The sequence below is a fragment of the Bacillus sp. M6-12 genome, from assembly GCF_002860285.1.
GTDB lineage: Bacteria > Bacillota > Bacilli > Bacillales > DSM-1321 > Peribacillus.
Genome location: NZ_PGVF01000001.1, coordinates 38,147 through 64,295, shown reverse-complemented (window position 1 = coordinate 64,295; position 26,149 = coordinate 38,147). Strand labels below are relative to the sequence as shown.

Sequence of the window (26,149 nt, the reverse complement as noted above, 5' to 3'; positions counted from 1 at the left end):
AAGTTTCAAAAATAAGTAGTTTATTTAAACAAATTGTTTATAGGGAGAGATATATATGGAAAAGGCAAAAGCATTAATCATTACAGATGTGATTAAAGAACCGAGAACTTTCGAGATTACTTCTGAACAAATGGGGTTAATGGGGAATGACCAGCATTTTGAATTGGATGTAAAGGATATGGAAGGTATCGGCACGTTTTACCCACTTCTTACGACTAATCATGCTTCTACAGAAGCAATTGACCATGCGATTTCTAAAGGAGCAAAATGGGAAACGGTTTGGGTAGAAAGAGAAATGGATATTCTTCGTGAATTTCAATTTGGATGTTGCAGACGCAGACCAGAGAATGAAGAAGAAGCATTTATGGAGACAGCTTTTACTAACTTCTTTGATACATGTCAGCATTTTTGTTTAGTTGGAGATTGTAAAGAACAGTCATATATGAAGTTACATGTGTACGATACCGTTACTGCTATCTTTATTTCACAAGAAGATTTTATTGCTTTTAAGCGACTTATTGAAGTGTTGCAATTACCTGTTGAACTTAACGATAAAAAGGAAAAAGTTCAAACTCTTTTAAAGGATAGACCAAAAGTAGAACTAAACGAATCGAGATTCCAATGGGAACACTTAATGTAAAACAAAAAAGGAGTAGATAAAATTATCTACTCTCTTTTTTATGCTCTTTAATTAGATACCTATTTTTGAATAAAGAAATGAATATCTTCTGTAAATTGAGCCAAGTATCCTTCATGGAAGAATGTAAGGTCACTATTCGTTACTTCTTCTCCATAATAAGCACGAAGCACCATAGGATAATAAAGGGATGACACGCCTTTGAATTCCACTTGTCCATTCTCGAAATCTTTCAGATAAAATTCTTCAAACACTTCTTCCCCTTTTTTAAAAGAGGTAATCCCCTTTAGGATATATTGTTGCACTTCCAAATGGATATCAAGTTTTTCCGCATTAGATAACAAGTCTTGAACAAATGTACTTACCTTTTCTTCTTTTCCTGTAATATCTAACACTACTTCATCTTTTATAAAAGCTACAATATCATCCACAGTAAAATGTTCTGTAATTACTGGAAGCAGTTGTTGGACAAAGTACGACTCAATATGAGCTAATCGTTTATTGTTCAGATTGCCAAAAATGACTTGTCGCATATGTTTGGAGTGCAATATGCTATCTTCTTTCGTAAATTGAGAGATAAATTCTTGATACGTATTAGTATTTGCAACCAATGATGGATGAAATGCACGTAGAGCTGTGTAATTAGCACTCTTTAAATCAATACTTAAAAGCGTTTTTCCTGTGTTTTCTTTTCGGAATACACTTTTAGTCGGAATTTGTAATCGTTCAAGTGGAAAGCGTTCTTGTATATTGCATTGAATAAAATTTTCATACTCTTTATGCTGTTTCACAAAATGAATGACCATATCCCGAACTTTATTGTTATGTTCCAAATAATCCTGTTCTTGTGAAAATGCTTCTAATTCTTTTGTGAAAGCAACCCACTTCGTATAAGCCCCGAACTGTCTTTCCATTAAATGCAATCTATCTGTAAAGAATGGTTCTTTAAATAGTGTAATTGTAAGTCCATTGTTCTTTGCAAAGACTTTCTTTATCAATGTAGAATATTCCATTATGTTTCCCCCTCATGCATCATAATTCAATTGTATCATTTATTTTCATTTATGTAAATTATTTTTTACAATAAAGACGTTTCCTCCCCCTGTCTTACCTCTTCTGTTCTTACATAATTAGGGTCATTGCCTTCTATAATGATAAAAGTCTGAAAGGAGGAATGAACCTCATGTATATCCTTATAGGGTTGGTTTCGTTACTCCTTTTGTGGAGAATCGTTTCCATATATAGTCACAAACGAAGAGCGAAACAACTATCAATTGAGCTATCTGAAAGAGAAGGGAAAAAAGCAGTCCAAGAAATACTGGATACTCTTCCTGACATCTATTCTGTTAAAAACAATGTCTTACTTATAGATAATAGAGGGAACACCGTTGAATTTGACCATATTGTACTATCCCCACAAGGCATCTATCTCATTGAAACCAAGAACACTAAAGGGTGGATAAAGGGGAGTGTCCAACAAAAGAAATGGGTTCAGCACCTATATGGGAAAGAATGTAGGATTTGGAATCCTTTATTGGAAAGTCAATATCATATGAGGTTTTTTAAGAAATTCTGTAAAAGGATAGGCAAGAAAATACATGTAAATATGAAGACTATCCCCATCTATTCTATTGTTGTATTTGCTCATGATGAATGTAAGATGAAGCAATTTATCCCAAATGTTCTCTATTTGAAGAATTTAAAAGAAGAAATGATAAGAGGAGAAGGAAATAACTATCTACAAGATTCTATCTCTGCAAAAGTTATTCAAGAGATAGAGGCTTCCAATCTATTGATTGACACGAAGGTAAACCGTAGAAAAATTCGTTTTTATAAAGCAAAGAAGCATTTTCTTTATATGATTCGTATATTGATTCTAACAATTGTTTTTTACGCTACCTTTTTGATTGAAGGAGCAATTGAACTTATCGGTTCTTTCTAATAAAAGGAATCATTTTTTGAAGGTATGAGAAAGTATGAATCTTTTCTGTATATTTATGATATTAATACCTATTTCTTCTTGTTTTTTAACATAACGTGTTTGTTTCACAACTGTATTGATAGTTAGTAAAGATAAAAAAGAACTGGTTCATTCCAGTTCTCTTTTTGTGTGCATTCTTTTTCTGATATTCTCTATTGCTCTTCTACTTTACGAATCTTAATCGGCATTTGAATCTGTGCTTTCAACTTTCCTACTGCTTCAGCTTCACTCTCCGCTACCACTGGTCGGTGCATGATAGCTCTCATTGGTGGCATTTCGTAATAAATAACATAGTTTTTATTCATATTTTTCATCAACCCCCTTTTTCATTCTTTTTATCTTTATAGTTAAAAAATAAGGTTTTTATCAAAGAAAAAGCACCCTTTTTATCGGATGCCCTGGATAACTTCTTCATGTGCTTGTTCTACGGTGTCTTCTGTATATGTTCCGACATATCCAAAACCTTTTTCTTGGCAATAATCTTTTCCTAACTTCTCTGCTTCTTCAAAGGTCATTTCGTCTTTCAGCATACCTTTTACAACTCCATAAGGGGCTTTATACAATGTGATATATTTATTCTTCACTTTTAATTGACTCCTTCTATTTTATTCAGGTTTATTTCCATTCTTTTTTCGACAGCGATTCACCATTTCTTCTAACCACTCTACATAGCTTTTATCACTTTTTTCAGAGATATATTCTCCAAATAGAGAATCTTCCTCTACGATTTCAAGAGGAGCTTTTGCATCCACAGGGAGATACACTGCTTCAATTCCATCTGCAGGATAACGACCCACTTCAAACCAAGTTAGACAAGGTACTCCTTCTTTATCTCTCCAATCCTGTTGAGCAACAGATTGATTGTGAGCTTCAAATCCATTCATATCTAAACGGAATCGGTAACTGTCCTCATACTCTTGTGTTACTCCAATGATTTTACCCATCATTTGAGGGTCAAGGGACTCTTCAATAAATTCATGTGTTTTCTCATTAAACTTCACAATAGGGTGTTTACCGCTTTTCACCAATTCATACAATTCTTTTACCAGCATACTCTTAACTCCCTTTTATTAAATTGCAACCGCCAATTTCGGTTTTAGTTCGTTCATGTCTACCCACAAAGAGAGGGTTCTGTTCAGAATACCCATGAAGACTGGAACAATATAAGCATTTTCCTTTGTGACGATTTCCACTGTATCTTCAAAAGGCTCTTCCCCTTGATATTCATTTACTTTTTTCTCTAACTCCTGAAGAGAAGGATTCATGGTTGCTCCAAGAGATTGAAGGGTTTGCTCTAATTCCTTTCCAATAGAGATTCCCTGAACCAAGTCCTTTTCATCTTCGCATTCGTAAAAATTGGATTCGATTTCTAAAGACAATCCCTGCTCAACAGCAACTTTTTCTAAAAGAATATTCATTGCTTTTAAGGGTCTCTTTTTGTTTTCTTCTAAAAGGATTTCGATTGTTTTCTCCATCTTGTTACACTCCCTTGTTTACAAGTCTCTTGAAACTATCTATTTTATTTATTTTTCTTCACTTTCAAAGAATCCACGTACTTTTTTGTGTTTGTCACACGCTTCTACATCCGTAGGAATGTCCTGACCACCGTTCGGATTACGTGCTAAGACAAATCCTTTTGTTGTAGCTTCTTGTTCACAGTTTTTATAACAACATACGCCCATGTTCTATTCTCTCCTTTTTCATCAAGGTTTCCTGTCGCTTATTTATATATGTATTATACCATAAATTTAGATTAAAGTAAATTATTTTTTACAAAAAGAAAAAACATAGCAAAGGCTATGCTTTATCAGTGAATCGGTTTAGCACGAAGAACAAAGGGGATATTGATAGTCTCCTGCTCTTCCATCATCGAACAAAGTATTTCTTGGAAAGTTTTCATTCTATACGTGGCTTCATTAAAGACAACAAAGCCCTCTTTTTCAACCGAACACTCTCTCATTTTATGAATAGGTTCACTTGTTAATAAAATGAAAAACTCCACCGCTTGTTTAGCTGATTCTGCTACAACCAAATAATAAAAATTAATTTCAAACACTTTTAGGCTAATCAAAATCTTTCCCCTCCTTTTTATGCTATTTCTTGCCTGTTATATCTTACAAAAAAGAGAGAGATAATATTTCCGATGAAAGCACTTACCTGTCTGAATTAAAAGTTTTTAAGTCTTTTAAAATCTCCAATTTAATTTTACTTTTTCTAAAAAATAATCTTTTTTGCTTTTTAAGAATTCATTTTTAAATGAATAATCAGGATTTCGATAAATGATGGTACATAAAGTTCTCTTTGTTGGATAGATAAAATCCTTTGTTAATGATTTTTCAAAATTCACTGGAGCATGAATGATAGGGTTACACCGAATCGGTGGGTATTCATACAATTTTCCTTCATATAGGGGATTCAACTCTTTTGCTCTACTTAAGTCTGTTGGTGTGAGCAAACCAGGTTCTTTTTCCCACAAGTAAATACCTGCTTCTTTAAATACTGTCGCAACAAACTGTGAACAAAAATAAGATGATTCACGATTAATAGGTTCATTAAAAACGACACCAAATAAACCAATGAAATTATAAAAATAGAATGACTCGTTTTTTTGGAAAAGTTTAATCATTCTAATCATTTTTTCTTTCTGTCTTTTTGTCACTTCTATTTCATATAAAGCACATGTAGTTTCAGGATATTTTCGATACGTTCCAAAATAAATGTTTTCTTTTACAAAACCACCATCTAACGGATTGTTAGGAGTTTTCCTTCCGAAGCTATATAACTCACTTAAATCAGATGTAAAGGAAATAGATGCGTGATTATAAGGTTCTTTCGTATAAGATTTGATGATTTTTGAAAGATTTGTTCCAGTATTGGTTAATAAAATATACATTTTCTCCATAGAAAAACCCCTCCTTTCGATGATATATCTTACTAACATGAAAGAAGGGATATAAATAGTTACGCCTCTATCTATTGTTCTACTTTGCACATTTATTTCTTTGTTCTTTTCGTTTCTTTTATCGTAAACCAAATTCCTTTGCTGAAGGCTTTTTCAATAATTGCATAGCTTGTCAGGTGCGGTTGTCCACTCCAAGAATAAGCAATGATTCCATTATCCCCCAACCCAAAGCTAACCAAATACTCTCCCTTTTCGATTAGCACCACAAACTTTTCGTTTAGCAAGTGTTGAATGACATAGGTTAAGTCTACTTGCTCCTTTTTCTCATAAGAGTGTTCCTCTCCACCAAATTCCACCTTTAAATCTTGTTCTGTTCTCAACATTATTCTCCCCTTTTATTAATCGTTCGGAATTTCCCCTTCACAATACCATTCATGTACCATTTGTTCTTCTTCATTCTCATAAGAAGATAAGTAGTATAAATATTGTTTATACCTTAATCCTTCCCATACTTTGCTTACACCTAATAATATACTTGCACCATGATGTGTATCTTTAGCCATAATAACACTATGGTAATCGTCAAAGGAGATACTGGTATTAAAAATACTGGTATCGCTGATTTCAATTAAGTCCGTATATTGAGGAAACCGATATTCTATCTCTTTTTTCATATATTTATCTCCTATTTTATATGCTCGTCAAATTGAAATTGTAACGCTATCCACTCTGCTAATTCTTCATCGGTTGAAAAGAACACCGTTTCTGCTTCCTTATGCGTAGCATAAGAATAAGCAAATCCATTGTCTGTAATCTCAAAAGTCCAGCCTAATTTGGTCAACGTCACAATATCTATTGCGTATTTTTCATATTTTTCACTTTTCATCGGCAATGTTCCGATTTTCTTGTTTTGGATAAACTCACATATATCTATTGCTGAATCTTGTAATTCTCTGTTTTCCAAAGGTTCTCCCTCCTTATCGACCAGGAACAATGATTTCTTCCCAAATCCGTTCAAAATAGACCTTTTTTACTCCACGAATATCGCTTGTTCCATATTGTGTGTACGTTTTTTTATCTTCTCTAACAGTGAACGGAAAGCGTGTGGCACGAACCTTTAGCACTTTCGCTTTATCCAGCTCTACTTGCATATCGTCTAATTCAGGTTGATACGGAACAAGCCAAAAATCACGTTCATATTGACAGCTTCCCATATCTTCGTAATTATTTTCCTTTACAATTACAAAGAGGTCTTTCTCATTATCAAGTTCTACTATTTTTCCGAGCATGGTGTAACTCTCCCTTTTGTTGTTTTGAATGAAACTTTATTTGTTTTCCAGATTCAATGCGAATTGAGTAAAGTAAGCGATATTTCCATCACCAGCGATTAGTGAATTAGACGCATCGAGTAAATTATCTTCTTTAATAGACAACCATTCCAAAATTCCTTCTCTTGTTTCTTTCTCAAAGATAAGTGTTTCTTTATCGACATTTAAGATAGAATAGAAAACTTCTAATTGAACGGATGTCGGAAGTGTCAAAGAAAGTAAATGATTGGTTTTTGTAAAGAATTCAGGTGTTAATCCTATTTCTTCTTCCGTTTCACGAATCATCGCTTCCTTCGGGCTTTCCGTTGGTTCTATTTTTCCACCTACACCATTATATAGGTCTCCATAAGGTTCTTTTGCCCTTTTCAACATAAGGACATGTTCCATGTTGTTATCAAAAATAAGACCAACCACATATTCTTTCATGAATTATTCTCCCTCTCTATCCATAATCCCTAATAATTTCTTGGCATGGTCTAAGAAGTATGTTCGCTCTCCATGACAACGAACAAATTCGCCTTTGTCATTCAGATAAATAACAGGGTTATGGTGAGGCTTTTTAATTTCAATACACATAGATTTGGTATCAATTGACGATTGAATTTCAATTACTTCGTCTTCATATACCTTGAAGCTGGTTGCTTTGGTATGAAAACTTCTTACGAATACTTCATCTTCTTTGGTTGGGTAACGCTGAATGATACGTTTGGCTAATTCCACACAATAATCACCGTCTGTTAGCGTGACAAATCCTTGGTCATACCCTTCTAATCCTCCAAAGTCAATCAATCCAATATTGCCACAATTCATACACTCATGAGGAATCGTACCACCGAATCCCATTGAGCGTGACATATAAGGTTTGTTCCGAACATCTTCGTAAACTTTAATTTCGTCAGCTAATTCACCTACACCTTTTGGATAATACTTTCCATAATGCTGAATTGCTCCTCTATTTTCACATTTTACACATTTAACGTCTTTCAGAACTGTGTAAAGTGTGTCTGTTTTCTTACTCAAAGAACTTCCTCCGTTTCAATAGTTAGTTGATAGTTTCCGTATAGACAACCATCATCTTTGATATAAACTTGTCTTTCTACTGGTTTAAAACCATTCTTCTTGCAGAATTCCACCATTGCTCTTGTTGTTACATTTTCAACAAAGAGCTTTCTTTTGTTATTTTTTGCAAGATATTGAATAAGCTCTTCCAATACTGCTGTACCCAATCCTTTTCGTTCATTTTTAAAGGACATATGATGGATACTTACATTTTCCTCATTATCTTCTTTTAATTGAAAAACAACATTTCCTAAACCACCAATGTAAGTGATGCTTTTTTTACCAAAACCAGCATCCACTCTTAGTTTTACCTTGTCTTTATTCTCAATCATTTTCTTGATATGTTCAAAATCATTTGGTTTTAACACTGTTATCACCTATTTCCTTTCTATCTATCTATCTATCTATCCATCTATCCATAAATACTCTCATATTAATTGTATGATAATTTGTTATTTTTGTCAATTTTAATTTACAAATAAGTAAAACTGTTATATAATAAATGTATAGACAGAGCACCATACGACATAGTGATTTACTATAACTGGTGTTTTGTCTATCGTAAAGATAGCACCAAGGAGTGAAGAAAACTAAACGCTTCTTTAAACCAAATTCCTAACAGCGTTTGGTTTTTTTATTTATAAACAAAAAAAGACAAAGAGCATTTACTCTTTGCCTTCGTCTTTCCGATAAAGTTCCCACTTAGAAGAAAGAATTGTCCAATCTAACTGAACTAATTTCCTTGTTTTTGACCATATAATCCCTTCTCCTTCTACGTATTCAATTTTATCTCCATCTGGATAGGTAGCGGATACACAATAGGCATAATTATCACTACGGAGCTTCCCTATCAATTCATAAAAGTAATGGGTCTTTTTCAAAATCCTTACCTCCTTTCTCATTTGCCAAGTTAATTAGCTTACTTGCTTTAACAATTGAACGACTTGCTGAATTTCTTTTTCGTTCAATAGTTTCTTCTCGGAAGTTAAAATATAATTCATTAATTCTTGTGAATCACCATAGGAGAAAACAGGAATAGAACCATCTCCACTATTGCGAACATCAACAGAAGTATTGCGATTAGAAAAATAAACAGAACTTTTAACCCATATGTTTACCTTGTTCGCTTTTAGATATTGAGACAATCTCCAAGTATGTGTTTTTACTTGTTTTACAGGATTGTAGAATGTCTTTTTATAAGGTGTTCCACCTCTACCCACTTTATGTTGTGTCCAGTTTTTCTCTTCAATATTTCCTATGATTCTTCCTTTATGGTTTTTGGTTTCTACAATACAAACGCCATAAGGCGAAACAATGATGTTGTCCATTTCAGAACTTTGACCATCTACTTCTATCTTTATATCATTAAAAATATGACAATTATCTGGTAATTGAGAAAGGAGTTCAACGGTATTTTTTTCTCCTACAACTCCTGAACGCAACACTCTTGTTTGTTTGGCAAAATAACCTGTTAAGATAACACAGAGGATAACACCAGGTATCGCAAGAATAGGAATGATGAATGATAAAGCTGGAAACACAAACAGCATCCCCAAAAGTGACCCTGCAGTTTTTAATCGGTATGAATTATATTGATTTTTTAAATGATTTTTTTTCTTTATAATTTGAGCCATTTCTTATCATTTCTCCTCTATTATTGAAAATGCAAAGTAACTTCTCCTGTTTCGGATACCTGACAAACACCTGTCAATAGCATAGCCAAAACAAAAGCATGTCCCATTTTTCTCTTTGGTTCATTCAAAACTTGCTCTAACGTCATCCCTAACGCCAAATAATCATATCCGTCAAAATCCCATAATATTACTTCTCCCCTTTGTTCGTAAGTCTTCTTTAGAATTTGATAAGCTGGTGATGTTACAACTGCTTTTGCATAAAGAGGTAGGTAAATTCGTTTACGAGCCTCAATATAATCCAGTTTATCTCCATTCCACCAAGAATAAAGTGGAATAGCTCCTTTACCCATTGGATAACGGAACGCCCATTTGCTCTCCCACCCTTTTTTCGCCCATTCAAAATAATCAGGAGTGGGATTCCCATTGGTATCAGTGTGTTCTTGATAAACTTTACTAAATTGCCAAGCGTTTTCTACATTTTGAGCTTTATACCCATCATATAGCTCTACATTTCCTAAATAGAAAGGAGAAAGCCCTTTACTCCAATTGGTTGATTTTGAAGTCGTATTAATGACTTCTCCTGCATATTTATCTCTTCCACCGATAACACGTACAACTCCCATTTAAAATAAACCTCTTTTCTTAAATTCCTATTTTTCTCTTTCGATTATTTATAAAATCAAAAATTCAAAATGATTATGCAATGCAGAAACAACAAATTCATCAGGCAACAAATGCTCTTCGTCATACTCTGGTTCTACATAATAAACAAGAGAATTGTAATCAAATCCTACAATTTTATAAACTTCACCCTTTTTAAAAATCAAAACATCTTCTTCTTTTACATCTTTCAAGCATTTTACGTGTGTGTATTTTTTTAACATCATGGTTTTAAGAGTGAATGGAATAACCCCCTTTTTTCCTCTCCTTTCTTTTTTTAAATGTACGATATTTATGAATCCATTGTATCATATTTTGATTTATTTGTATTTTATTTTTTACACAACTAAAGAAAAAAACGCTTATAAAAGCGTTCCTTCTTAATATAATTTTGATTGATTTGTATTCTTTATTTAGAGATATGTATAAGCTCCATTCCGATAGTTAGCAACCTCAATAGGTGATAATCCCTTATACCCCTGTATAGTATATAGAACCATTGAAAAAAGGAGGGGATAATGTGGTAAGATGCGAAAACTGCACATGCAATTGTTGTCCTGATTGTCCAAATTGCGAATGTGATTGCAAATGTGAGTGCAAATGCAAGTGTGAACAATGTGATTGCAAATAATATGAAAGAGCAGTTGGTTTAATACCACTGCTTTTTTATTTTAAATTTATAAGCTTTAACAAAGTTGTGATTATTGTCATCAATAAAAAAGAGCATACTGGAATGAACCAATCTACTCTCTTTTGTTTACGTTATATCATAAATAAAAGCAATGCAGGGGATAAACAAACAAGTCCTAAAAGAAACCACATAGAAGAATCACCTTTATTCATTTCACGATACATTTTACATTCAATTAACATTCTTTCCTTCTCTGAAAGTTGTTCATCTTCCAACAACATTCGATATTTCATGATTTTATCTATATTCACTCATGACATCACCTTCATGTAAAAATTCTTTCACCTTCGATAAAGTGGCTACAATATCTTCATGAAGAACCAAATCAAATAAGCGGTCTTTCTTCGTTGCTTCTCTATTTATAATAGTAAGTTTCGTGTTTTCATCGTAACGTGCGTATTGTGGCAAGTTATTTACTGGATACACCTCTAAGGAGCTTCCTAAGACGACAAATAAGCTACAAGCATTAATTGCTTCTTCTGCTTCCTTGTACCCTCTTACAGCGTCTCCAAATAGCACGACATCTGGTTTTAAAATAAATCCGCACGTATTATTCTTTTTGTTTGGCTTGTTACAGCGTGGAATATCGTGATTATTGATATAATCCAAACCGTATTGAGTTTTACATTTGGGACAAGTAGCAGTTTTGATTGTTCCATGTAATTCAATAACATGACTGCTTCCTGCATCTGTATGAAGACCATCTACATTTTGAGTTAAAATGGTCACATTCTTCCCCATATCTTCTAATTCCTTCAAAAAGTAGTGACCCTCATTCGGTTGGTAATCTCCCATTAATTTTAACTGAAATATTTCTTTAAATTTTTGCCAAAAATCCTTGGGATTGGACTGATAATATCCTTTGGAGATATAGTATTCACGATTTGTTTCTGCTTTCCACAAACCATTAGTTGAACGAAAGTCAGGGATTCCACTGGATGTACTCATTCCAGCACCACTAAACACTACAAGGTTGTTTGATTCCTGTATCCACTTACTCAATTGTTCTATTTTTTCACTCAAGTCCTTCACTTCCTGTCATGATGTCATAATCTTTCTTAGAGGCTTCCTCTTTCGTTAATTCATGGTTTTCTTCAAAGACTTCTTTTGGTAACGTATAAACGTATCCTGATTCCTCTGTAATGATATAATCTCCTTCACGAAGGGTTGTTGATTCCAGAACAAAAGAATGACTAAAAGGATTTGGGATATAATAACGACCATCTTCGGCTGTTTTTCCCCACCATAGTTCACTTAACATTGCTTTATCAAACACACCTGGATAATAGGATGTGTTTTCTGCATATTCTTTTTCTATGAATTGAATAGCTTTCATTTTTGTATTTCTTATATAGTTTGGCATTTTGTTTACTCCTTATGTTGAATTTGTTTTTTTATTTGTTCACGAAGTTTTTCTTTGTTTTCTGGAAAGAGAGGCTTTATCTTTTCACCCCAAGCAATAAATAAATCATCTATCTCTTCTTCATGTAATTCTTCATTCTTTTCATATATCAAAGTCAATGCTTCTATGACTTGCAGAATCGAATAGGCTTTCAATCTCACTTCCATAGACTGTTCAGTGTTATGCCATACACCATTCCACCGCTCATAGATTTCTTGTACTTGTTTGTTTTCTATTTTCACATGAATCCCCCCTTTCTTTTATGTAAAAAGAAGAAAAGGAATCAAAACTCCTCTTCTCCCTCACTTTCAAAGTATCTTTCTAACGCTTTTAAGTCTTGTAAATCGGAAATATCCACTTTAAATTCATGAATTTCATAAACGTGACCTTCAGCTTCATAAATTCGTTGGTTTCTCCAGCCCTCAATGAATGCGGAGGGAAATCGTTGTTCAATAAGGTTGATTAAAAGCTCCTTATTTTCAGGGCAATCTATTAATTCTTTATCGCCACCACGTTCATTTTCATAAATTTTATACCCCTGTTCTTTCAAAGACTCCAACCATTCTTTTTTCGATTGTCTTTCACTGGCTGGTTTTTTAGAAAAAATAGAGGAGCGATGAAAACTAATTCCAAGCTCTGCTTCAAATCTTCCATATTGCGTAAACCGCATTTCCTTTACATAGCCGAAGCCATCTGCTCTCCACCATCTCTGGAATAAACTTGCATAATGCTCCAATTGTTCTTTCAGTCCTTCAATCGGATTATTAGAAGCAATCTTTTTTTCCAATTCACGAATCGTCTCATTCGCTTTTCTGATTTCTGCATGTTTTTCTTCTACTTTTTTAGCAGATGCCGAATCAAACCCAATGATTTTAGATATTTCAGCCATATGGTACTCAACAAGTTGAGGAATGGTCTCTCTCATGCTTTCGTTGAGCTTGTCTACTGAAATTAAATCGTGGAGTTGTTTAACAGCAAAGTATGTATCTTTTAATGTTTTGATACAAACTTCTTTTTGGTCGTCAGTAAATGAAATGATTGGACTATCAGCCATGATAATTCCCCTATTCTTTTTCGGATTTTACGTCTTCTTGTTCGCTTACTCTTTTTTTCAAGGAACTATTTGTCATTAATTGATTTTGAAGTTGTAATGTGAGTATTTTATTTTCCATATATTGATTGCTTATCGCTTTCTCTGCTGAAATTCTTAGATGCTTCTTTGATACATGCTGTTTGATACAAATAAGGAGCAAAATAAGGATAATTGCAAGTAAAAGATACGTCATAAACTCGCTCCTTTCTTAAATTTATTTCATATCTATTCTATTATGATTTTACTCTTTTATTATTTTATAGTCAATGAATATTGCCATATTTTGACCTCTTCCATTTAGCAGTGTGAGGCAACTATCATTTTGTGTATGACTATTGTCTACAAATACAGAATGATTCTACTGTCTAAAATATAAAACACCTAAAAAAGAGGAGGAATAAACGTAATGAGTAAAAATGAAAAAGTCTATCTGGACTTATGTGAGCATGTATTAGAGATTGGTGTCAGAAAAGAGGACAGAACAGGTACAGGAACAATCTCTGTATTTGGCTATCAAATGCGATTTGATTTACAAGAGGGCTTTCCCCTTTTGACGACCAAAAGAGTTCCGTTTCGCTTAATCGCAAGTGAATTGCTTTGGTTTATCAAAGGCGACACCAATATCCGTTATTTGCTCCAACATAACAATCATATTTGGAATGAGTGGGCGTTTAAGAGATGGATAGAGAGCGAAGACTATCAGGGGGTTGACATGACTGATTTCGGATTACGCTCCCAAACCGATGAAGAATTTAACAAACTGTACGAAGAGCAAATGGAAATCTTTAAGCAAAAAATCTTAACAGATGATGAATTTGCTGAAAAATATGGAGAGTTAGGAAATGTGTACGGAAAACAGTGGAGAGCGTGGAAAACATCCACTGGTGAAACCATTGACCAACTAAAAGATGTTATTGATATGATTAAGAAAAATCCAGATTCAAGAAGATTGATTGTAACTGCTTGGAATCCAGAAGATGTACCAACCAGTGCATTGCCACCATGTCATTCTTTATTCCAATTTTATGTAGCAGAAGGGAAACTTTCTTGCCAACTTTATCAACGCAGTGGAGACATTTTTTTAGGAATTGGGTTCAATATAGCGAGTTATGCCCTTTTGGTTCACTTAATTGCACATGAATGTGGATTAGAAGTGGGTGAATTTATTCATACGATTGGGGATGCTCACATTTATACGAATCACATTGAACAAGTAGAACTTCAACTTTCAAGAGAAATGAAGGAACTTCCAACTTTAGTATTAAATAAAGAAAAAACATCTGTCTTTGATTTTGAGATGGAGGATATTGCGATTGAAGGCTATCATCCTCACCCAACGATTAAAGCTCCAGTAGCAGTTTAAAGGTAAAGTCGAATGAGCTTATCTATCGTTGTTGCTATGTCGAAGAATCATGTCATTGGAAAAGACAATCAATTATTGTGGCATTTACCAAGTGATTTGAAGGAATTTAAAAAAATCACAACAGGTCACACAATCATTATGGGGAGAAAAACCTTTGAATCCCTCCCTTCTATATTGCCTGAACGCCATCATATTGTTTTAACGAAAAACAAAGAGTATCAGATAGACCACGAACAAGTAACCGTTGTTCATGCTATTGGAGAATTGTTATCTCTCATAGAATGGGATAAACAGTATTTTGTTATTGGCGGTGGAGAAATTTACAAAATGCTTCTTCCTCTTTGTGAAACCATATATGTAACAAAAATCCATCAAGAGTTTACAGGAGATACGGTGTTTCCTGTTTTAAACTTATCTGAATGGGATATTCTGAAAGAAGAAGAAGGAATCATGGATGAAAAGAATACTCTACCTCACACATTCATGACCTTACAAAGAAAGACCACTTAATTGAGTGGTCTTTTTTAGTCTATATTCATTTAAAAAAAAGAAATCTAAAGAGAAGTGTTATCCCAAGACAACAAGTAACAAGTAACACAGATTGTACTGTTTGCTTTAATGTTCTTTTTCCTTTTCGATAATCATTTAATCCAATAGCATAAATGATTAATACAATGAGATTTACGATAGTTTTTAGAATCATTTTATTTATCCTTCCTTTTTCTGTTTTATATATTATATAAAAGAATAAAAACTATTATATTTGTAAAAAAGGAGCTATTAAAATAGGCATAAAAAAAGAGACTGAATTTCTCCAGCCCCTCTTTTATATCAAAAATAAAATCAAAGGAGTTCAGCAAATATGCCTACTTTATCTTACACACTTCCTTTAAAAATATAACTTTGATATGTCTTAGCTTTTTATAAGCCCTATGGATTCTATCAATCTATCAACAATTGTTTCATTTGGTATATAGTTATCACTATCCCTAATGCTCTTCTCCCTCTCTTTATCCTGCAGGAAACGTGTTACTCCTATGGCAACTGCAGAACTACGACTAATCCCTGCACTACAATGGATAATAACTTTATCACAATCCTTGCATTTCTGGATAAAAGAAAGAATTTCAATTGCTTGTTCTTTGGTAATGGTCTGATAAGGAGCTTCTGGTTCTCTTTCCAAGATAGAAGACAATTGTTTATCCGTTAAATCATGAAAGGATACCTTTAACACATCTACATATTGTTCCCGATAAAGCAGTTCAGCATCTCTTTCTTTTTCATAACCAGGGTCAGAAATGCGAATCATGATGGTTTTCTCATTAGAGTTTGGTTTTAAACGCAATGCGGATTGAAAAGAATGGATTTCAAGTTTCATATACCTCTCCCCTTACCTTTGTTATTGATTGATTAAATAAAGAAAAAAGAAAAGGTTTTTATCCCTTTTCCTTATTCCATGCTATCCAACGCTAATTTGTACAAGTCTCTTTTCTCTTGTGCTTGTTTTAATTGCTTTTCATACTGTTCAATGTATGACTGGCGTTTCTCTTCTGTAATCGTTTCATTTTTCATACTTTCATCTTGTAAGTATTCACGATTGATATAATATTCCTTATCTTCCTTATGCTCTTTAATGGTTTGCTCTTCGCTCTCAAACAAATTCTGAATCTGTTCTTTATACAAACTGTTCAATCGAGCTACCAGGTCATTCTCAAATTGTTTTATCAAGGAATCATGTTTGTCAAAGTATTCACTGGAAGCATAAGCTACTCCAAAGTGTTTAAGCAGAGCAACCTCATGATACTCAAACAAACTACATGCATCACTTTCTAATTCCAATTCTTTTACGTGTTCTTTAAAATTGGTTTTATCATGTAATACCTCATTCTTGTACTCTGGATAGTATTGCAAAAACCAATTATTTGATTCTTCCTTTACAATTTCAACATATGTCATCGTTGTTTCCTCCAAGTTGTTTGATTTTTAATAACATTATTTTTACATGTATTTTACGGTACATAGAAACTCTAAATTATTACCATTAATGATTGCTTTCTTATTACTTCCTTCATAATAAAAGTTATAAAGAAGGATTACAGCGTTATATTCGTTTGTCAATTCACTGCCTAACAAGTCATAGACATTAGAAATAATCACATCGTCAAAAGAAAACCCTTCTAACAGCTTACCAATTAATTTATCAGACTTGTAACAAAATTCCGATTCACTTAGGGAATCATCATATCTCTCAATATTAAATCCAAGAGAGAATATTGATGGAATGGAATCTCCATCTTCTGTATAAGAGATTTTTAGTAAACTATCTAATTCCTCTGGTGAGCTTATACTACCAACCCACATTGATACAAAACCTTCTTTTTCCATAAGTCACCCCAATACGTTTATACGTACTCTTTGATGGTTACAAAGTGTCCTTCGTTACGGAATTCAGCTTTCTCTGAGTCTACCCATTTTTGAATAGTAGCAATCCGAATGTCAGCCATGTGTACCAATTCTGTTGCATCTTCTCTGGTTTGAATCTTTGCAAACATAGAACTGTGTTTTCTTAAAATTCCATAAGGGAACATTTCTTGTTTTTTGGGGGAATATACCCAAATCCACTGTCCTATTTTATCAGTTAAATCTACGATAGTTGATTCCTTTGTTATTTTCTCTTTGATAAATACATCATCTTGGTCTTTATATTTTTGTCGGAAGATAAGCTCTGCTTCTTGTTTAGAAGAAAGACCACTTTGAAGCACCACTTCTTTTCCGTTTTCATTATAAGATTTTATTTCCCACATAGTTGTTTCCCCTCACTTTCTCTCTGTTGTCTGTCTATATATTATATCACAAAATAACGATTTTGTAAAAATTAATTTACTAAACTGGTTCTAATATTGTTTGGTTTAAAATTATATAATCTGTTCTTTCGTATAATTAAAAAAGAAGTATAGATATATCTCTACACTTCTCTCTTTGATTGGATTCATTGGTTATGCTAACTTATAAATCCCTTCCCCATATTCTTCATATGTTTTTTCTTCTTCATCTCTTCCGTAAAAGGTCAAATATACAATTTCAATATGATATGGTTCTTTTCCATCTGAATATCCCGCACAAGTCTTACAATACTGTTGTCCAATCGTAATTTTATCATTGGATAAATCCTGAATAACAGATAGAATTTCTCTCATTTCATCCTTATCCAATAATTCTTTACTTCTAAATTCAAGGGTGTAATTAACCTCTGGATTAAGGTTTCGATAGAAATACTGTAAAGTAAATTCCTTCAAAGAAAGTTTTGGAATTTCCTCTACGATTTCAGTTGTTACCAGTAATTGAGGAAAAACCTTTTGTAAAAAAGCGTTCCATTTTTGTGAAACCATTTTGCCTTCATACGAGAATTGTGGATTCGGGTGAACCATTTTCTTATCTTCCAGATAAAAAGAAATAATTTCATTTGAATTCAATGGTGTATGGAAGTGTTCCATAAGAATATCCTGTGGTGGCAAGTATTCTTCAGGACTTTCAACGGTTTGAGAAATTACCGTATTATTATGCGTAACCGTAGATACAACAGGTTTAAATCCAATCGAATTGTTGAATTTTGTTAGAAACCCTTGATTCCTTTTTTGATTTGTTCCATACTTCGGCTCTTCACGATACATGGAATCAATATATTTCTTCTTTTCTGTCAGAGTCATTTTCTCTCTCGAAGAAAGTGTTACTTTGTAAAATGGCATCGTTTACCTCCTGCATTGTCGTTATAACCATTATAGTGTGTATTTTTAGTTTTGTAAATTATTTTTTACCTAATTAAATATTATTATTTATCCTGTTGATAGATATAAAAAAAGTAGAGCGTATGATTGCTCTACTAATTTCTTTTACCCCATTAAAATGACCATTAATAGGGCTTATTTACTTACATTTTTCTTTTTTGCTTTCGCATAAGCAATCGTTCGCTTGTCATATGACAAGTCAAACATGTCTTTCCGAAGTTTTGCCATACGACCATCTTCCTTATTTAAGAAGATGACCCCTTCTGCCTCCACTTCTGGATTCAGCAAGGATTGAAGTGACAAAACCCACTCTTTCCAGTCTTCAAAGTTTGATGTTTTAGGATAGTCTTTGTACGCTTCCACGCCACCTTTGAATGGTCTAAAGTCATACCATAAGTGAGAAGTTAAGTTGTATGGGTTGTTTTGAATATTTTCACCTAACACTTCTCCAAAATAAACACCATCTTTCAATGTTTTCTTTCGAGATGCAATGAAATTGGCTACCCCTTGCATTAAATACTTATAAGAAGGATTTCCTAATTCCACTTTGACATATCCCTTTGTCTTTTGGTTTCGTGCAAACACTTCATAAACTCCATTAGAGACAACTATTTTCGTATTCTCTCCATCCACTTTTTCCAACACATACGATTGAGTAGGGTCAAAACACCATTCCCAACCTTCCGCTATCTGTGGAATACAAAGACCTGTTTCCATATCACGTAAGAATGGTGGAAACATCTTCTCAAACTCTAAAAACTTTGGATTTTCTACTGATTTTCTGTTCATATTTTTATTACCTCCGAGTATGATTTTCGACTCCCATCTCGGCACTACAAATATATTATATCACCAAATAATTATTTTGTAAATTATTTTTTACTTAATTTAAAAAATAAAAAAGTAGAGCTTATGATTGCTCTACTAATTGAATGACATCTTCTCCCCATTCTTTCCCATATTCTTTTTCAATCTCTCCGAAAATGTAAACAGGGTATGTTCCTGGTCTTAAAACAATTTCTTTTTCATCCATACTTCCGATATACTCTTCACTTATATCGCATAATACCATGCTTTTCTTTAGGTCAATGGCTAAGACTACGCCTTTATAGCCTGTAATATTGGCTTTTTGCTCAAACATGATACGCAATTCTTCTTTTCGTGTATGGTCATTCTTCCTTGTCCCTTTTTGAATATGAGTAGCAAACCGTTTGGCATAGGAGTAATTTAAGCTCCAAGATGAAATCTCTTTGAACTCATATGTTCCTGATTCGATTTCCTTGATAAAAGTTTCATATTCTTCTTTGGTTTGAAAGTTAATCCCACGAAAAGCCATTCTATTCCCTTTGCGTAGAGGATATTTAGTTCTCAACTTTGTTAAGTACCCTCTTTTTAATTCTTTGTTTTCAACTGAATTTTTTACATATTGATAGAGCCAAATGTCTTCTTCTTGGCAATCATGTTGTAAATCATTGAGAGGGAACTTCACTCCGCAAGTTAAGCAATGGATTTTTGTTTCCATGCTATCTTTTCCTTTTTCCAATAACATATCCAGAAGTTTTTCTAACTTTTTTTCTGAATATCCATGTTCCTCCCCAATTTCATAAACGACCTTCCGATAATGGCTTAAATCAAAATCACGAAAAGTTTTCATCTATCTCTCCCCTGTTCAATGTACTATTATCTTTTCCTAAATACAAGAAAAGCACAGGAAATGACCTGTGCTGTATGACTTTTTTAAAGAGCTTCACTCCAACCACATTGGTCACAGCATTGTTCTCCTTCTTCTGGTTGCCAATACGTTTGGCGTGTAATCGTTCGATAGGACAATTCTTGAAAGCAATCAGGACACAAATCATTATCCTTTACATAGTCTTCCATAATCCAAAGAAGTCTTTTCGCTACCAATTGAGCAAAAGGTTTTGTTTTAAACACCTTTTTCAACGTATCCGTTTTATCAGATAAAAGCTCCAACTTTTCCGCAACATTCAATGTTGAAAACCGCTCATTTTCCATATGGAAAGTAAACATTTCATTTGCTACGTTGTGAGCCTTAAGTTCTTGTGCCTTATTCATGTTGTCCATATATAAACACTCCTCTAAAAAAATATGAAAAAACAAACCTGATTTATCAAATTTATATATTATAGATAGACAATGGAGCGGTTATAAAAGAAAAAGAGCGGAATACTACCCCTCTTTACTTTTGTGTTATTGTCGCAACATACGTATCTATGGATTGAAGTATAATAAAATAAAAATGTTCATTCCTTTAGAGAAAATAAAAGAAGAAAAGGAGGTTTTGACTTGCAGGGTATTATTTTATTTGATGGAGACTGTTCTTTCTGTAACCGAAGTGTTCAATTTATTATCAAAAGAGACCCCAAGGGATACTTTCAATTTGCCTCACAGCAGAGTGAAATTGGTCAAGAATTACGAAAGAAATATCGTATCCCTGATAATATAGATAGCTTACTTCTTATTGAAAATAACCATTGTTATCAGGAATCAACAGCAGTTTTAAAAATATGTAAACATCTTACAGGAGTGTGGAAAGCAGGATTTTTATTTTTGTTCATTCCTAAACCCCTTCGTGATTTCTTTTACCGAATCATAGCCAAAAACCGATACAAATGGTTTGGAAAACAGGATAGATGTATGCTCCCTTCTCCTGAAATACGAAATCGTTTTTTATCATAACAAAAGACCCTCATTACTGAAGGTCTTTTTCTATTAATCTAACTTAATAAAAGGTAAAGGTGCATTTATCGCAATGAAAATTTGGTTTAATATTCACACCCCTTTTCAAGCAGTTTGTTAATTTAGTATTCTGGTAGCAGTAGTGAAGCTGGAAGGGTTGTAACTTGAAATTTTGACCACATCTCCTGTACGTGGAGCGTGGATATACTTACCCCCACCAATATAGATTCCAACATGGTAAGCAGGATTCCCCATAAAAATCAAATCACCTGGTTGTACTTGACTTGGAGAGATTTGTTGACCCACATCTTGTTGGTCTCTTGACACCCTTGGTAATTCAATACCTACTGCATTTCGGAATACATAGGAAGTAAATCCAGAACAATCGAATCCGCTTGGAGTTGTTCCACCCCATACATACGGTACACCCATATATTGTTTGGCTACTTCTATTACTTTAGAGGCTTTATCAGAAGAATAGCTTATATTAGACGTATCGAAAAAGTTCTCCTGTACTTTTGGAGCATGGAAAGTAACTGCAGATTGTTGAGCTAACTGTTGAGCAAGTTCCGCTTCTCTTTGTACTCTTTCAGCTATTTGTGTTCTTTCCGCTCTTTCAGCTCTTTCCGCTTTTTCCACTCTTTCCGCTTCTTGACGTACTTGCTCCTTCAATTGATTCTGTTGTTTTTCTAAGTTTTTTTCAGATTCTTTCAATTGATTGTGAATTTCTACTTTATTGGCTTCAATTGTTTTTTGTTCTACCTCTAATTCCTTTTGCTTTTCTTTCAAGCTATTCAATTGATTATCCAATTTTTTCTTTGCTTCTTCTAACTCCGTTTGCTTTTCCTTTAAGCTATCCATTAAGGCATTATCACTTTCCAAAATGGTTGAAATAGCGTTAGCACGACTAATTAAATCAGAAAGGCTTTTAGAGGAAAATAGAACCTCTGCATACATTAGAACCGAAGATTGGTCTTGTTGCTGAATGCTTCTTAATCTCTCCGAATAAATATTCTGATGTGCGTCAAATGATTTTTGAGCTTCCTCAATTTCTACTTTCGTTTTTTCAATTTTCTCTTGCTGTGTTTTTATTTCGTCATTCAGCTTTTGGCTATTATCCATTGCACGAATGATTTGGTCATCCAACTCTTGAATTTTTGTATCCAACTGATTAATTTTCTCCTGAGTTGATTGAATCTGTTCTTGCGTTACAGGACTGGCGTAAGCAGGAACACTTTGCATCAAGACAGCCAAAACAGCTACCGATGCTGAATATTTAAAAGGTTTATTTTTCATGATTTTACTCTCCTTTCCCTTTTATCACTATAAACTATATTATATGTTTTATTGACTAAAAACAACGAAACGGTGCTCTATGTATTGCTTTTGTAACATTACTTCCAGAAAAAAGGAAAAGCCCTGCAACAGCAGAACTTTATAAATGGAGTTCTTTTTAAGTTTTTATATTATATACAAATAAAAGAGAGGTAAAAAATCACCCCTCTTACTTTAATCCATATCGGTTTAATGCTTTATTTGCTTTGTGTAAAAAAATGAAAAACGTAATTGTATTGTATTTGTTTGGGTCTTTTTGACTTTCATTGTAAAACGTAATAATGTTCTCCATTTTATTTGTTCGTATGGAATGGACAAAAAAATCAACCGTTTCTTCCAGGGAAACAACTAACTCTTTTTTGTTCGTAAGCCCTAACATATACCCTTCTTGAAATTCTAATTGAGCATAGGCTTGAATATAACGAAGGTGATTATCTGGTTCTCTTAAATTGATTTCGGTTAATAACTCTGGTTCAAATAAAAGTTTCACTATTTCTTTATGAAATGCAAGAGTCACCATACTTCTCCCCTTTTGATTATGTAAGAAGGCTCTGCAGAAAGCAGAACCCCTTGTATCAGATAGATACGACTTTTAAAATGTTATTTTCAGAGCACACTCGTAAGGAAAGTTGCTTTTTAATACCACCCTCAAATTGGATATGAATAATATCATTTTCCATATAAGTGATTGTACCAGTACCGAACTTCTTGTGAGAAACTTGACTGTTCACACTTACATTCAGTAACGTAACAGCTTTTCCTTCAAATGGTTTCTGTTTCTTCTTTTGGTGAGCTAACTCTGGATGCAAAATCTTTTTCACGTTCGTAACAAAGATAGATTCTCCCACTCTTTCCTTTCCTTTTCTCTTATAAGAAAGAAGTTCCAAGTGAGTTCTTGCTCTCGTCATACCAACGTAGAATAAGCGAACTGCTTCTTCCATGTCTTCCTTTTTTCCATCCTTGTAGTCTTTGATATTTTCAGCCGAAGGAATGACTCCATTAATCAAGTCAATCATATAGACATTATCAAATTCCAAACCTTTTGAGCTATGGAATGTAGAAAGAGTTAGAGCATTTTTACGCTTATTGAATTTTGATTTCTTTAGCAAGTCTTCTAAGTAGACAATACGCTCTGCAAATTCTTCTGTTGTTTGAAGAGTGTCTGCAATAGCTTCCAGCGTATTTAAGGTCTCCATTAAATTATCTATGCTAAATCCAAGGCTGTCACTAATTTTTTCTAAACTTTTTTCATATCCTAACTCTTTGCGAACCGTCTGAATGATTTTCTTTGGTTTCATTGCTTTCATTTGTACGAAGGTAGATTTAATTGTGCGAAGATTCTTCTTTTGCCAAATCTTCAAGTCTGCATTTTCTAATAGATTATCAAATACAGATTTCTTTGGATTACATCCTTTCAGCATAAGAACTTGCTGTTTAGAAATGTACCCATTAAATTTGGTATGAACCTTTTCCAACATTTCTACATTTGTAATATCTTTTGAAAACGACATAAAATTCAACATATCATTCAAAATCCAATGGCTAAAGAACTTGTTATCTGAATCTTTCATGTAGAAAGGAATACCAGCTAAGTCCAACGCATTGACAATATTGATAGAAGAAGAGTTATTACGATACAGAATCGCTGTTTCTTTCAGGCTCTCCTCTTTTCTCAATTTCTCAACCACATAATGAATTTGAGATTCATACGTATCCAAGTCTTCAATCACAATGTCTTCTTGTGATGGATTTTCTGTAAACATATTCTTCTTGTAACGCTTTTCATTGCGTTGAATGAATTTGTTTGACGTTTCTACAATTTCTTTAGAAGAGCGGTAGTTTTGCTCCATAAAAAGAATGGTTGCATCAGGATAACTGTCTTTAAAGTTTAAAATCTTGTTTACATCTGCCCCTCTCCAGCTATACAAAGTTTGGTCATCGTCTCCGACTACACAAATATTGTTTTGTGGTTTGGCTAATTTTTCAATGATTTCATGTTGAACCAATGAAGTATCCTGACTTTCATCCGTCAAGATGTACTCAAATTTTTGCTGATATTTAGAAAGAATGACTTCATCTTTTTCTAAAATATCGTTCGCATACGTCAACATATCATCAAAATCCAATAGCACTTTAGAATGGTCTTTCTTTTTGAAATCTTCATAGGCTTTGTAAATCACCGCAAAGTTTTTGATATTACTTTTTACTTTAGCGATTTCTTCTTCACCTAACAGCTTGTTTTTCACATACCCAATATTCCGAAGAAGGTCATCCATTTGCTCTTCAGTAATGTTCGTGCTGTTAATTTCTTTAAACAATCTTTTTAAAATTAACTTTTTGTTCAATACCGTAGAGAAATCACCGCCTCCTACCTTTTCTTTATCAAAATCTCCTTCAATCACTTCAAAAGGAATACGATTTTTGATGTAATACTCACGCACAATTTTAAATGCGAAGCTATGAATGGTAGAAAACACTACTTTCTCTGGAATAATGTTATGGAAAAAGCTCTGGAATCGTTCTTCCATATCTCTTGCAGATGCTTGGCTAAAAGTTAAACCTAAAATAGCATTAGGCGAAATGTTTTTCTCCAAGATAAGATACGCAATCTTAATGTTTAGCGTAGTGGTTTTCCCTGAACCTGGTGACGCTAAAACCAAGAGTGGTCCTTCAGTGTGTAAAACCGCTTGTTTCTGCACATCGTTTAATACTTTACCTGTTTCTTCTTTAATAACCTCAAAAAAATCTCTTTTCATAATAAAAATTCTCCTGTCCTTTTTATAAATTTCTTCCCTATATAATAAATGAATGATATGGTAATTTATTTTTTACCATTATATAAGTTGTTTCGATAACCGTCAAAAAAAGTGAAGCTATCTTCTGTTAGTTATCTAAGTTCTTTATCATTGCCATATAAGTCTCCTTCCTAATTCAAAAATGTTTACACATACCTGTTTTTTGTCCGTTTCTTTATTATAGAAGACACACCAAACAATTATAGATAAAGACTATCTTTTTCTCCAAACCTTGTTTTGTATTGAACAATATTGGAAGTATTTTTTACAAAAATATATATTTAACCTATTTTATTTTAGGTTTTCGGTAAAAAGTTGTTGACCTAATGGATTCTGTATGATATACCTATAGTACCAGCTAAACAAGATATAGTTGGTAAAACAAAAAACAACACTACATATGGATAGTTAAAAGGAGGAGCATTTAAGATGAATGCACTATTTGGGAAAGTAATGAAAGACCTACCAGGAGACGCACTATTTGTTGCGATTGGTTTTTTTGCTGGATACATTGTTCAACATATGTTTTAATCAGGCTTTATCGTGAACCGTTCGTTGCGAAATAAACAATCACGAAAGGAAGACATAGATGAACTATTTGTCACATAGTAGAATATAACAAAGACTGTCTATCAATATAGAATAGACGGTCTTTTTTGTGTACCCTTTTGATATCTTGTTTTAATTCAGTGCTCATTTATTAGACACTTTTCAGGTGTCTTTTTTGTTAAATTCACCCCTAAAAATAACCTCAAATCAGATGTCTACCCATTATTCCATCAAG

At 33.4% G+C, this 26,149-nt stretch carries 41 protein-coding genes; 5 read left to right on the top strand and 36 right to left on the bottom strand.

All coding sequences use genetic code 11. From position 1 onward, the window contains the following. The first annotated feature begins 55 nt into the window (after positions 1–55). The gene (locus CVD28_RS00405) at positions 56–640 is read left to right on the top strand and encodes a hypothetical protein (RefSeq protein ID WP_101590278.1); all 585 of its coding nucleotides are present in this window, start codon (positions 56–58) and stop codon (positions 638–640) included. Positions 641–699: 59 nt separating this feature from the next. On the opposite strand, the gene CVD28_RS00400 is transcribed toward CVD28_RS00405, so the two are convergent. Continuing rightward, entirely contained in the window at positions 700–1,650 is a 951-nt protein-coding gene (locus CVD28_RS00400) for a hypothetical protein (protein WP_101590277.1), read from the bottom strand. 170 nt (positions 1,651–1,820) lie between these two features. Here CVD28_RS00400 and CVD28_RS00395 point away from each other — a divergent pair, with 170 nt between their 5' ends. After that, positions 1,821–2,579 (top strand): nuclease-related domain-containing protein, encoded by a 759-nt coding sequence (locus CVD28_RS00395; RefSeq protein WP_180953814.1) that lies wholly within the window; start codon positions 1,821–1,823, stop codon positions 2,577–2,579. Between the two features lie 191 nt (positions 2,580–2,770). On the opposite strand, the gene CVD28_RS27625 is transcribed toward CVD28_RS00395, so the two are convergent. From CVD28_RS27625 to CVD28_RS00285, 24 genes are all read right to left on the bottom strand, one after another. After that, entirely contained in the window at positions 2,771–2,923 is a 153-nt protein-coding gene (locus CVD28_RS27625) for a hypothetical protein (RefSeq protein ID WP_219621171.1), read from the bottom strand. A gap of 81 nt (positions 2,924–3,004) precedes the next feature. Next, entirely contained in the window at positions 3,005–3,202 is a 198-nt protein-coding gene (locus CVD28_RS00390; RefSeq protein WP_101590275.1) for a hypothetical protein, read from the bottom strand. 21 nt (positions 3,203–3,223) lie between these two features. Then, complete coding sequence (locus tag CVD28_RS00385) at positions 3,224–3,670, bottom strand: hypothetical protein (RefSeq protein WP_101590274.1); 447 nt, start codon at positions 3,668–3,670, stop codon at positions 3,224–3,226. Positions 3,671–3,688: 18 nt separating this feature from the next. Further along, entirely contained in the window at positions 3,689–4,093 is a 405-nt protein-coding gene (locus CVD28_RS00380) for a hypothetical protein (protein ID WP_101590273.1), read from the bottom strand. Positions 4,094–4,141: 48 nt separating this feature from the next. After that, the gene (locus CVD28_RS27620; RefSeq protein ID WP_180953812.1) at positions 4,142–4,300 is read right to left on the bottom strand and encodes a hypothetical protein; all 159 of its coding nucleotides are present in this window, start codon (positions 4,298–4,300) and stop codon (positions 4,142–4,144) included. A 125-nt stretch (positions 4,301–4,425) separates the two neighbouring features. Beyond that, complete coding sequence (locus CVD28_RS00375) at positions 4,426–4,689, bottom strand: hypothetical protein (protein WP_101590272.1); 264 nt, start codon at positions 4,687–4,689, stop codon at positions 4,426–4,428. Between the two features lie 114 nt (positions 4,690–4,803). After that, the gene (locus CVD28_RS00370) at positions 4,804–5,520 is read right to left on the bottom strand and encodes a hypothetical protein (protein WP_308315045.1); all 717 of its coding nucleotides are present in this window, start codon (positions 5,518–5,520) and stop codon (positions 4,804–4,806) included. A 92-nt stretch (positions 5,521–5,612) separates the two neighbouring features. After that, on the bottom strand, positions 5,613–5,900 hold the full coding sequence (locus tag CVD28_RS00365) for a hypothetical protein (RefSeq protein WP_142384701.1): 288 nt from the start codon (positions 5,898–5,900) through the stop codon (positions 5,613–5,615). A gap of 18 nt (positions 5,901–5,918) precedes the next feature. Then, complete coding sequence (locus CVD28_RS00360; protein WP_101590270.1) at positions 5,919–6,194, bottom strand: hypothetical protein; 276 nt, start codon at positions 6,192–6,194, stop codon at positions 5,919–5,921. 11 nt (positions 6,195–6,205) lie between these two features. Beyond that, positions 6,206–6,484 carry a hypothetical protein gene (locus CVD28_RS00355; protein WP_101590269.1) on the bottom strand — a complete coding sequence of 93 codons (279 nt, stop codon included), beginning with the start codon at positions 6,482–6,484 and terminating at the stop codon, positions 6,206–6,208. Between the two features lie 13 nt (positions 6,485–6,497). Beyond that, positions 6,498–6,809 carry a hypothetical protein gene (locus CVD28_RS00350; protein WP_101590268.1) on the bottom strand — a complete coding sequence of 104 codons (312 nt, stop codon included), beginning with the start codon at positions 6,807–6,809 and terminating at the stop codon, positions 6,498–6,500. A gap of 36 nt (positions 6,810–6,845) precedes the next feature. Next, entirely contained in the window at positions 6,846–7,274 is a 429-nt protein-coding gene (locus tag CVD28_RS00345) for an NUDIX domain-containing protein (protein WP_101590267.1), read from the bottom strand. Positions 7,275–7,277: 3 nt separating this feature from the next. Next, positions 7,278–7,868, bottom strand: a complete 591-nt coding sequence (locus tag CVD28_RS00340; RefSeq protein WP_101590266.1) for a hypothetical protein — start codon at positions 7,866–7,868, stop codon at positions 7,278–7,280. Then, the gene (locus CVD28_RS00335) at positions 7,865–8,275 is read right to left on the bottom strand and encodes a GNAT family N-acetyltransferase (RefSeq protein ID WP_101590265.1); all 411 of its coding nucleotides are present in this window, start codon (positions 8,273–8,275) and stop codon (positions 7,865–7,867) included. Before CVD28_RS00335 ends, CVD28_RS00340 begins: the two co-directional genes overlap by 4 nt. Before the next feature lie 297 nt (positions 8,276–8,572). Next, positions 8,573–8,788: a hypothetical protein gene (locus tag CVD28_RS00330; protein WP_101590264.1), complete on the bottom strand. Its 216-nt coding sequence runs from the start codon at positions 8,786–8,788 to the stop codon at positions 8,573–8,575. A gap of 33 nt (positions 8,789–8,821) precedes the next feature. Further along, positions 8,822–9,541: a nuclease-related domain-containing protein gene (locus CVD28_RS00325; RefSeq protein WP_101590263.1), complete on the bottom strand. Its 720-nt coding sequence runs from the start codon at positions 9,539–9,541 to the stop codon at positions 8,822–8,824. Between the two features lie 20 nt (positions 9,542–9,561). Further along, a complete protein-coding gene (locus CVD28_RS00320; RefSeq protein ID WP_101590262.1) occupies positions 9,562–10,164 on the bottom strand; it encodes a DUF6939 family protein in 603 nt (200 codons plus the stop codon). A gap of 48 nt (positions 10,165–10,212) precedes the next feature. Beyond that, positions 10,213–10,395 (bottom strand): hypothetical protein, encoded by a 183-nt coding sequence (locus tag CVD28_RS00315; protein WP_142384699.1) that lies wholly within the window; start codon positions 10,393–10,395, stop codon positions 10,213–10,215. A gap of 568 nt (positions 10,396–10,963) precedes the next feature. Next, positions 10,964–11,143 carry a hypothetical protein gene (locus CVD28_RS00310; protein ID WP_101590260.1) on the bottom strand — a complete coding sequence of 60 codons (180 nt, stop codon included), beginning with the start codon at positions 11,141–11,143 and terminating at the stop codon, positions 10,964–10,966. Continuing rightward, positions 11,130–11,915 (bottom strand): NAD-dependent protein deacylase, encoded by a 786-nt coding sequence (locus tag CVD28_RS00305; protein WP_101590259.1) that lies wholly within the window; start codon positions 11,913–11,915, stop codon positions 11,130–11,132. Before CVD28_RS00305 ends, CVD28_RS00310 begins: the two co-directional genes overlap by 14 nt. Next, the gene (locus CVD28_RS00300) at positions 11,908–12,255 is read right to left on the bottom strand and encodes a hypothetical protein (protein WP_101590258.1); all 348 of its coding nucleotides are present in this window, start codon (positions 12,253–12,255) and stop codon (positions 11,908–11,910) included. The genes CVD28_RS00305 and CVD28_RS00300 overlap by 8 nt, the downstream gene beginning before the upstream one ends. Before the next feature lie 5 nt (positions 12,256–12,260). Further along, on the bottom strand, positions 12,261–12,536 hold the full coding sequence (locus CVD28_RS00295) for a hypothetical protein (protein WP_101590257.1): 276 nt from the start codon (positions 12,534–12,536) through the stop codon (positions 12,261–12,263). A gap of 41 nt (positions 12,537–12,577) precedes the next feature. Then, positions 12,578–13,348 carry a hypothetical protein gene (locus CVD28_RS00290; RefSeq protein WP_101590256.1) on the bottom strand — a complete coding sequence of 257 codons (771 nt, stop codon included), beginning with the start codon at positions 13,346–13,348 and terminating at the stop codon, positions 12,578–12,580. A 10-nt stretch (positions 13,349–13,358) separates the two neighbouring features. Further along, on the bottom strand, positions 13,359–13,580 hold the full coding sequence (locus tag CVD28_RS00285; RefSeq protein WP_101590255.1) for a hypothetical protein: 222 nt from the start codon (positions 13,578–13,580) through the stop codon (positions 13,359–13,361). Positions 13,581–13,793: 213 nt separating this feature from the next. Between CVD28_RS00285 and CVD28_RS00280 the strand changes: the two genes are divergently transcribed. Together CVD28_RS00280 and CVD28_RS00275 are read left to right on the top strand one after the other, a co-directional pair. Then, positions 13,794–14,750, top strand: a complete 957-nt coding sequence (locus tag CVD28_RS00280; protein ID WP_101590254.1) for a thymidylate synthase — start codon at positions 13,794–13,796, stop codon at positions 14,748–14,750. Positions 14,751–14,762: 12 nt separating this feature from the next. Then, entirely contained in the window at positions 14,763–15,260 is a 498-nt protein-coding gene (locus CVD28_RS00275) for a dihydrofolate reductase (protein ID WP_101590253.1), read from the top strand. A gap of 403 nt (positions 15,261–15,663) precedes the next feature. On the opposite strand, the gene CVD28_RS00270 is transcribed toward CVD28_RS00275, so the two are convergent. The 8 genes from CVD28_RS00270 to CVD28_RS00235 all read right to left on the bottom strand — a co-directional run bounded on the left by CVD28_RS00270 (position 15,664) and on the right by CVD28_RS00235 (position 20,620). Beyond that, the gene (locus tag CVD28_RS00270; RefSeq protein WP_101590252.1) at positions 15,664–16,128 is read right to left on the bottom strand and encodes a protein-tyrosine phosphatase family protein; all 465 of its coding nucleotides are present in this window, start codon (positions 16,126–16,128) and stop codon (positions 15,664–15,666) included. Positions 16,129–16,199: 71 nt separating this feature from the next. Beyond that, the gene (locus CVD28_RS00265; RefSeq protein WP_101590251.1) at positions 16,200–16,706 is read right to left on the bottom strand and encodes a hypothetical protein; all 507 of its coding nucleotides are present in this window, start codon (positions 16,704–16,706) and stop codon (positions 16,200–16,202) included. Between the two features lie 42 nt (positions 16,707–16,748). Further along, positions 16,749–17,135 (bottom strand): immunity 22 family protein, encoded by a 387-nt coding sequence (locus tag CVD28_RS00260; RefSeq protein WP_101590250.1) that lies wholly within the window; start codon positions 17,133–17,135, stop codon positions 16,749–16,751. Positions 17,136–17,152: 17 nt separating this feature from the next. Further along, entirely contained in the window at positions 17,153–17,554 is a 402-nt protein-coding gene (locus CVD28_RS00255) for a hypothetical protein (protein WP_101590249.1), read from the bottom strand. 192 nt (positions 17,555–17,746) lie between these two features. Continuing rightward, the gene (locus CVD28_RS00250) at positions 17,747–18,496 is read right to left on the bottom strand and encodes a hypothetical protein (protein ID WP_101590248.1); all 750 of its coding nucleotides are present in this window, start codon (positions 18,494–18,496) and stop codon (positions 17,747–17,749) included. Positions 18,497–18,670: 174 nt separating this feature from the next. Then, positions 18,671–19,324, bottom strand: a complete 654-nt coding sequence (locus CVD28_RS00245; RefSeq protein ID WP_101590247.1) for an RNA ligase family protein — start codon at positions 19,322–19,324, stop codon at positions 18,671–18,673. Positions 19,325–19,445: 121 nt separating this feature from the next. Next, positions 19,446–20,189, bottom strand: a complete 744-nt coding sequence (locus tag CVD28_RS00240) for a hypothetical protein (RefSeq protein WP_101590246.1) — start codon at positions 20,187–20,189, stop codon at positions 19,446–19,448. Positions 20,190–20,272: 83 nt separating this feature from the next. Next, positions 20,273–20,620 (bottom strand): hypothetical protein, encoded by a 348-nt coding sequence (locus CVD28_RS00235; RefSeq protein WP_101590245.1) that lies wholly within the window; start codon positions 20,618–20,620, stop codon positions 20,273–20,275. Between the two features lie 222 nt (positions 20,621–20,842). Between CVD28_RS00235 and CVD28_RS00230 the strand changes: the two genes are divergently transcribed. After that, complete coding sequence (locus tag CVD28_RS00230; protein WP_101590244.1) at positions 20,843–21,235, top strand: thiol-disulfide oxidoreductase DCC family protein; 393 nt, start codon at positions 20,843–20,845, stop codon at positions 21,233–21,235. Between the two features lie 117 nt (positions 21,236–21,352). On the opposite strand, the gene CVD28_RS00225 is transcribed toward CVD28_RS00230, so the two are convergent. The 3 genes from CVD28_RS00225 to CVD28_RS00215 form a co-directional block, all read right to left on the bottom strand. Then, the gene (locus tag CVD28_RS00225) at positions 21,353–22,531 is read right to left on the bottom strand and encodes a C40 family peptidase (RefSeq protein ID WP_219621170.1); all 1,179 of its coding nucleotides are present in this window, start codon (positions 22,529–22,531) and stop codon (positions 21,353–21,355) included. Positions 22,532–22,739: 208 nt separating this feature from the next. Then, the gene (locus CVD28_RS00220) at positions 22,740–23,087 is read right to left on the bottom strand and encodes a hypothetical protein (protein WP_142384698.1); all 348 of its coding nucleotides are present in this window, start codon (positions 23,085–23,087) and stop codon (positions 22,740–22,742) included. A gap of 58 nt (positions 23,088–23,145) precedes the next feature. Beyond that, complete coding sequence (locus CVD28_RS00215; RefSeq protein WP_101590242.1) at positions 23,146–25,326, bottom strand: ATP-dependent helicase; 2,181 nt, start codon at positions 25,324–25,326, stop codon at positions 23,146–23,148. Positions 25,327–26,149: the final 823 nt, after the last annotated feature.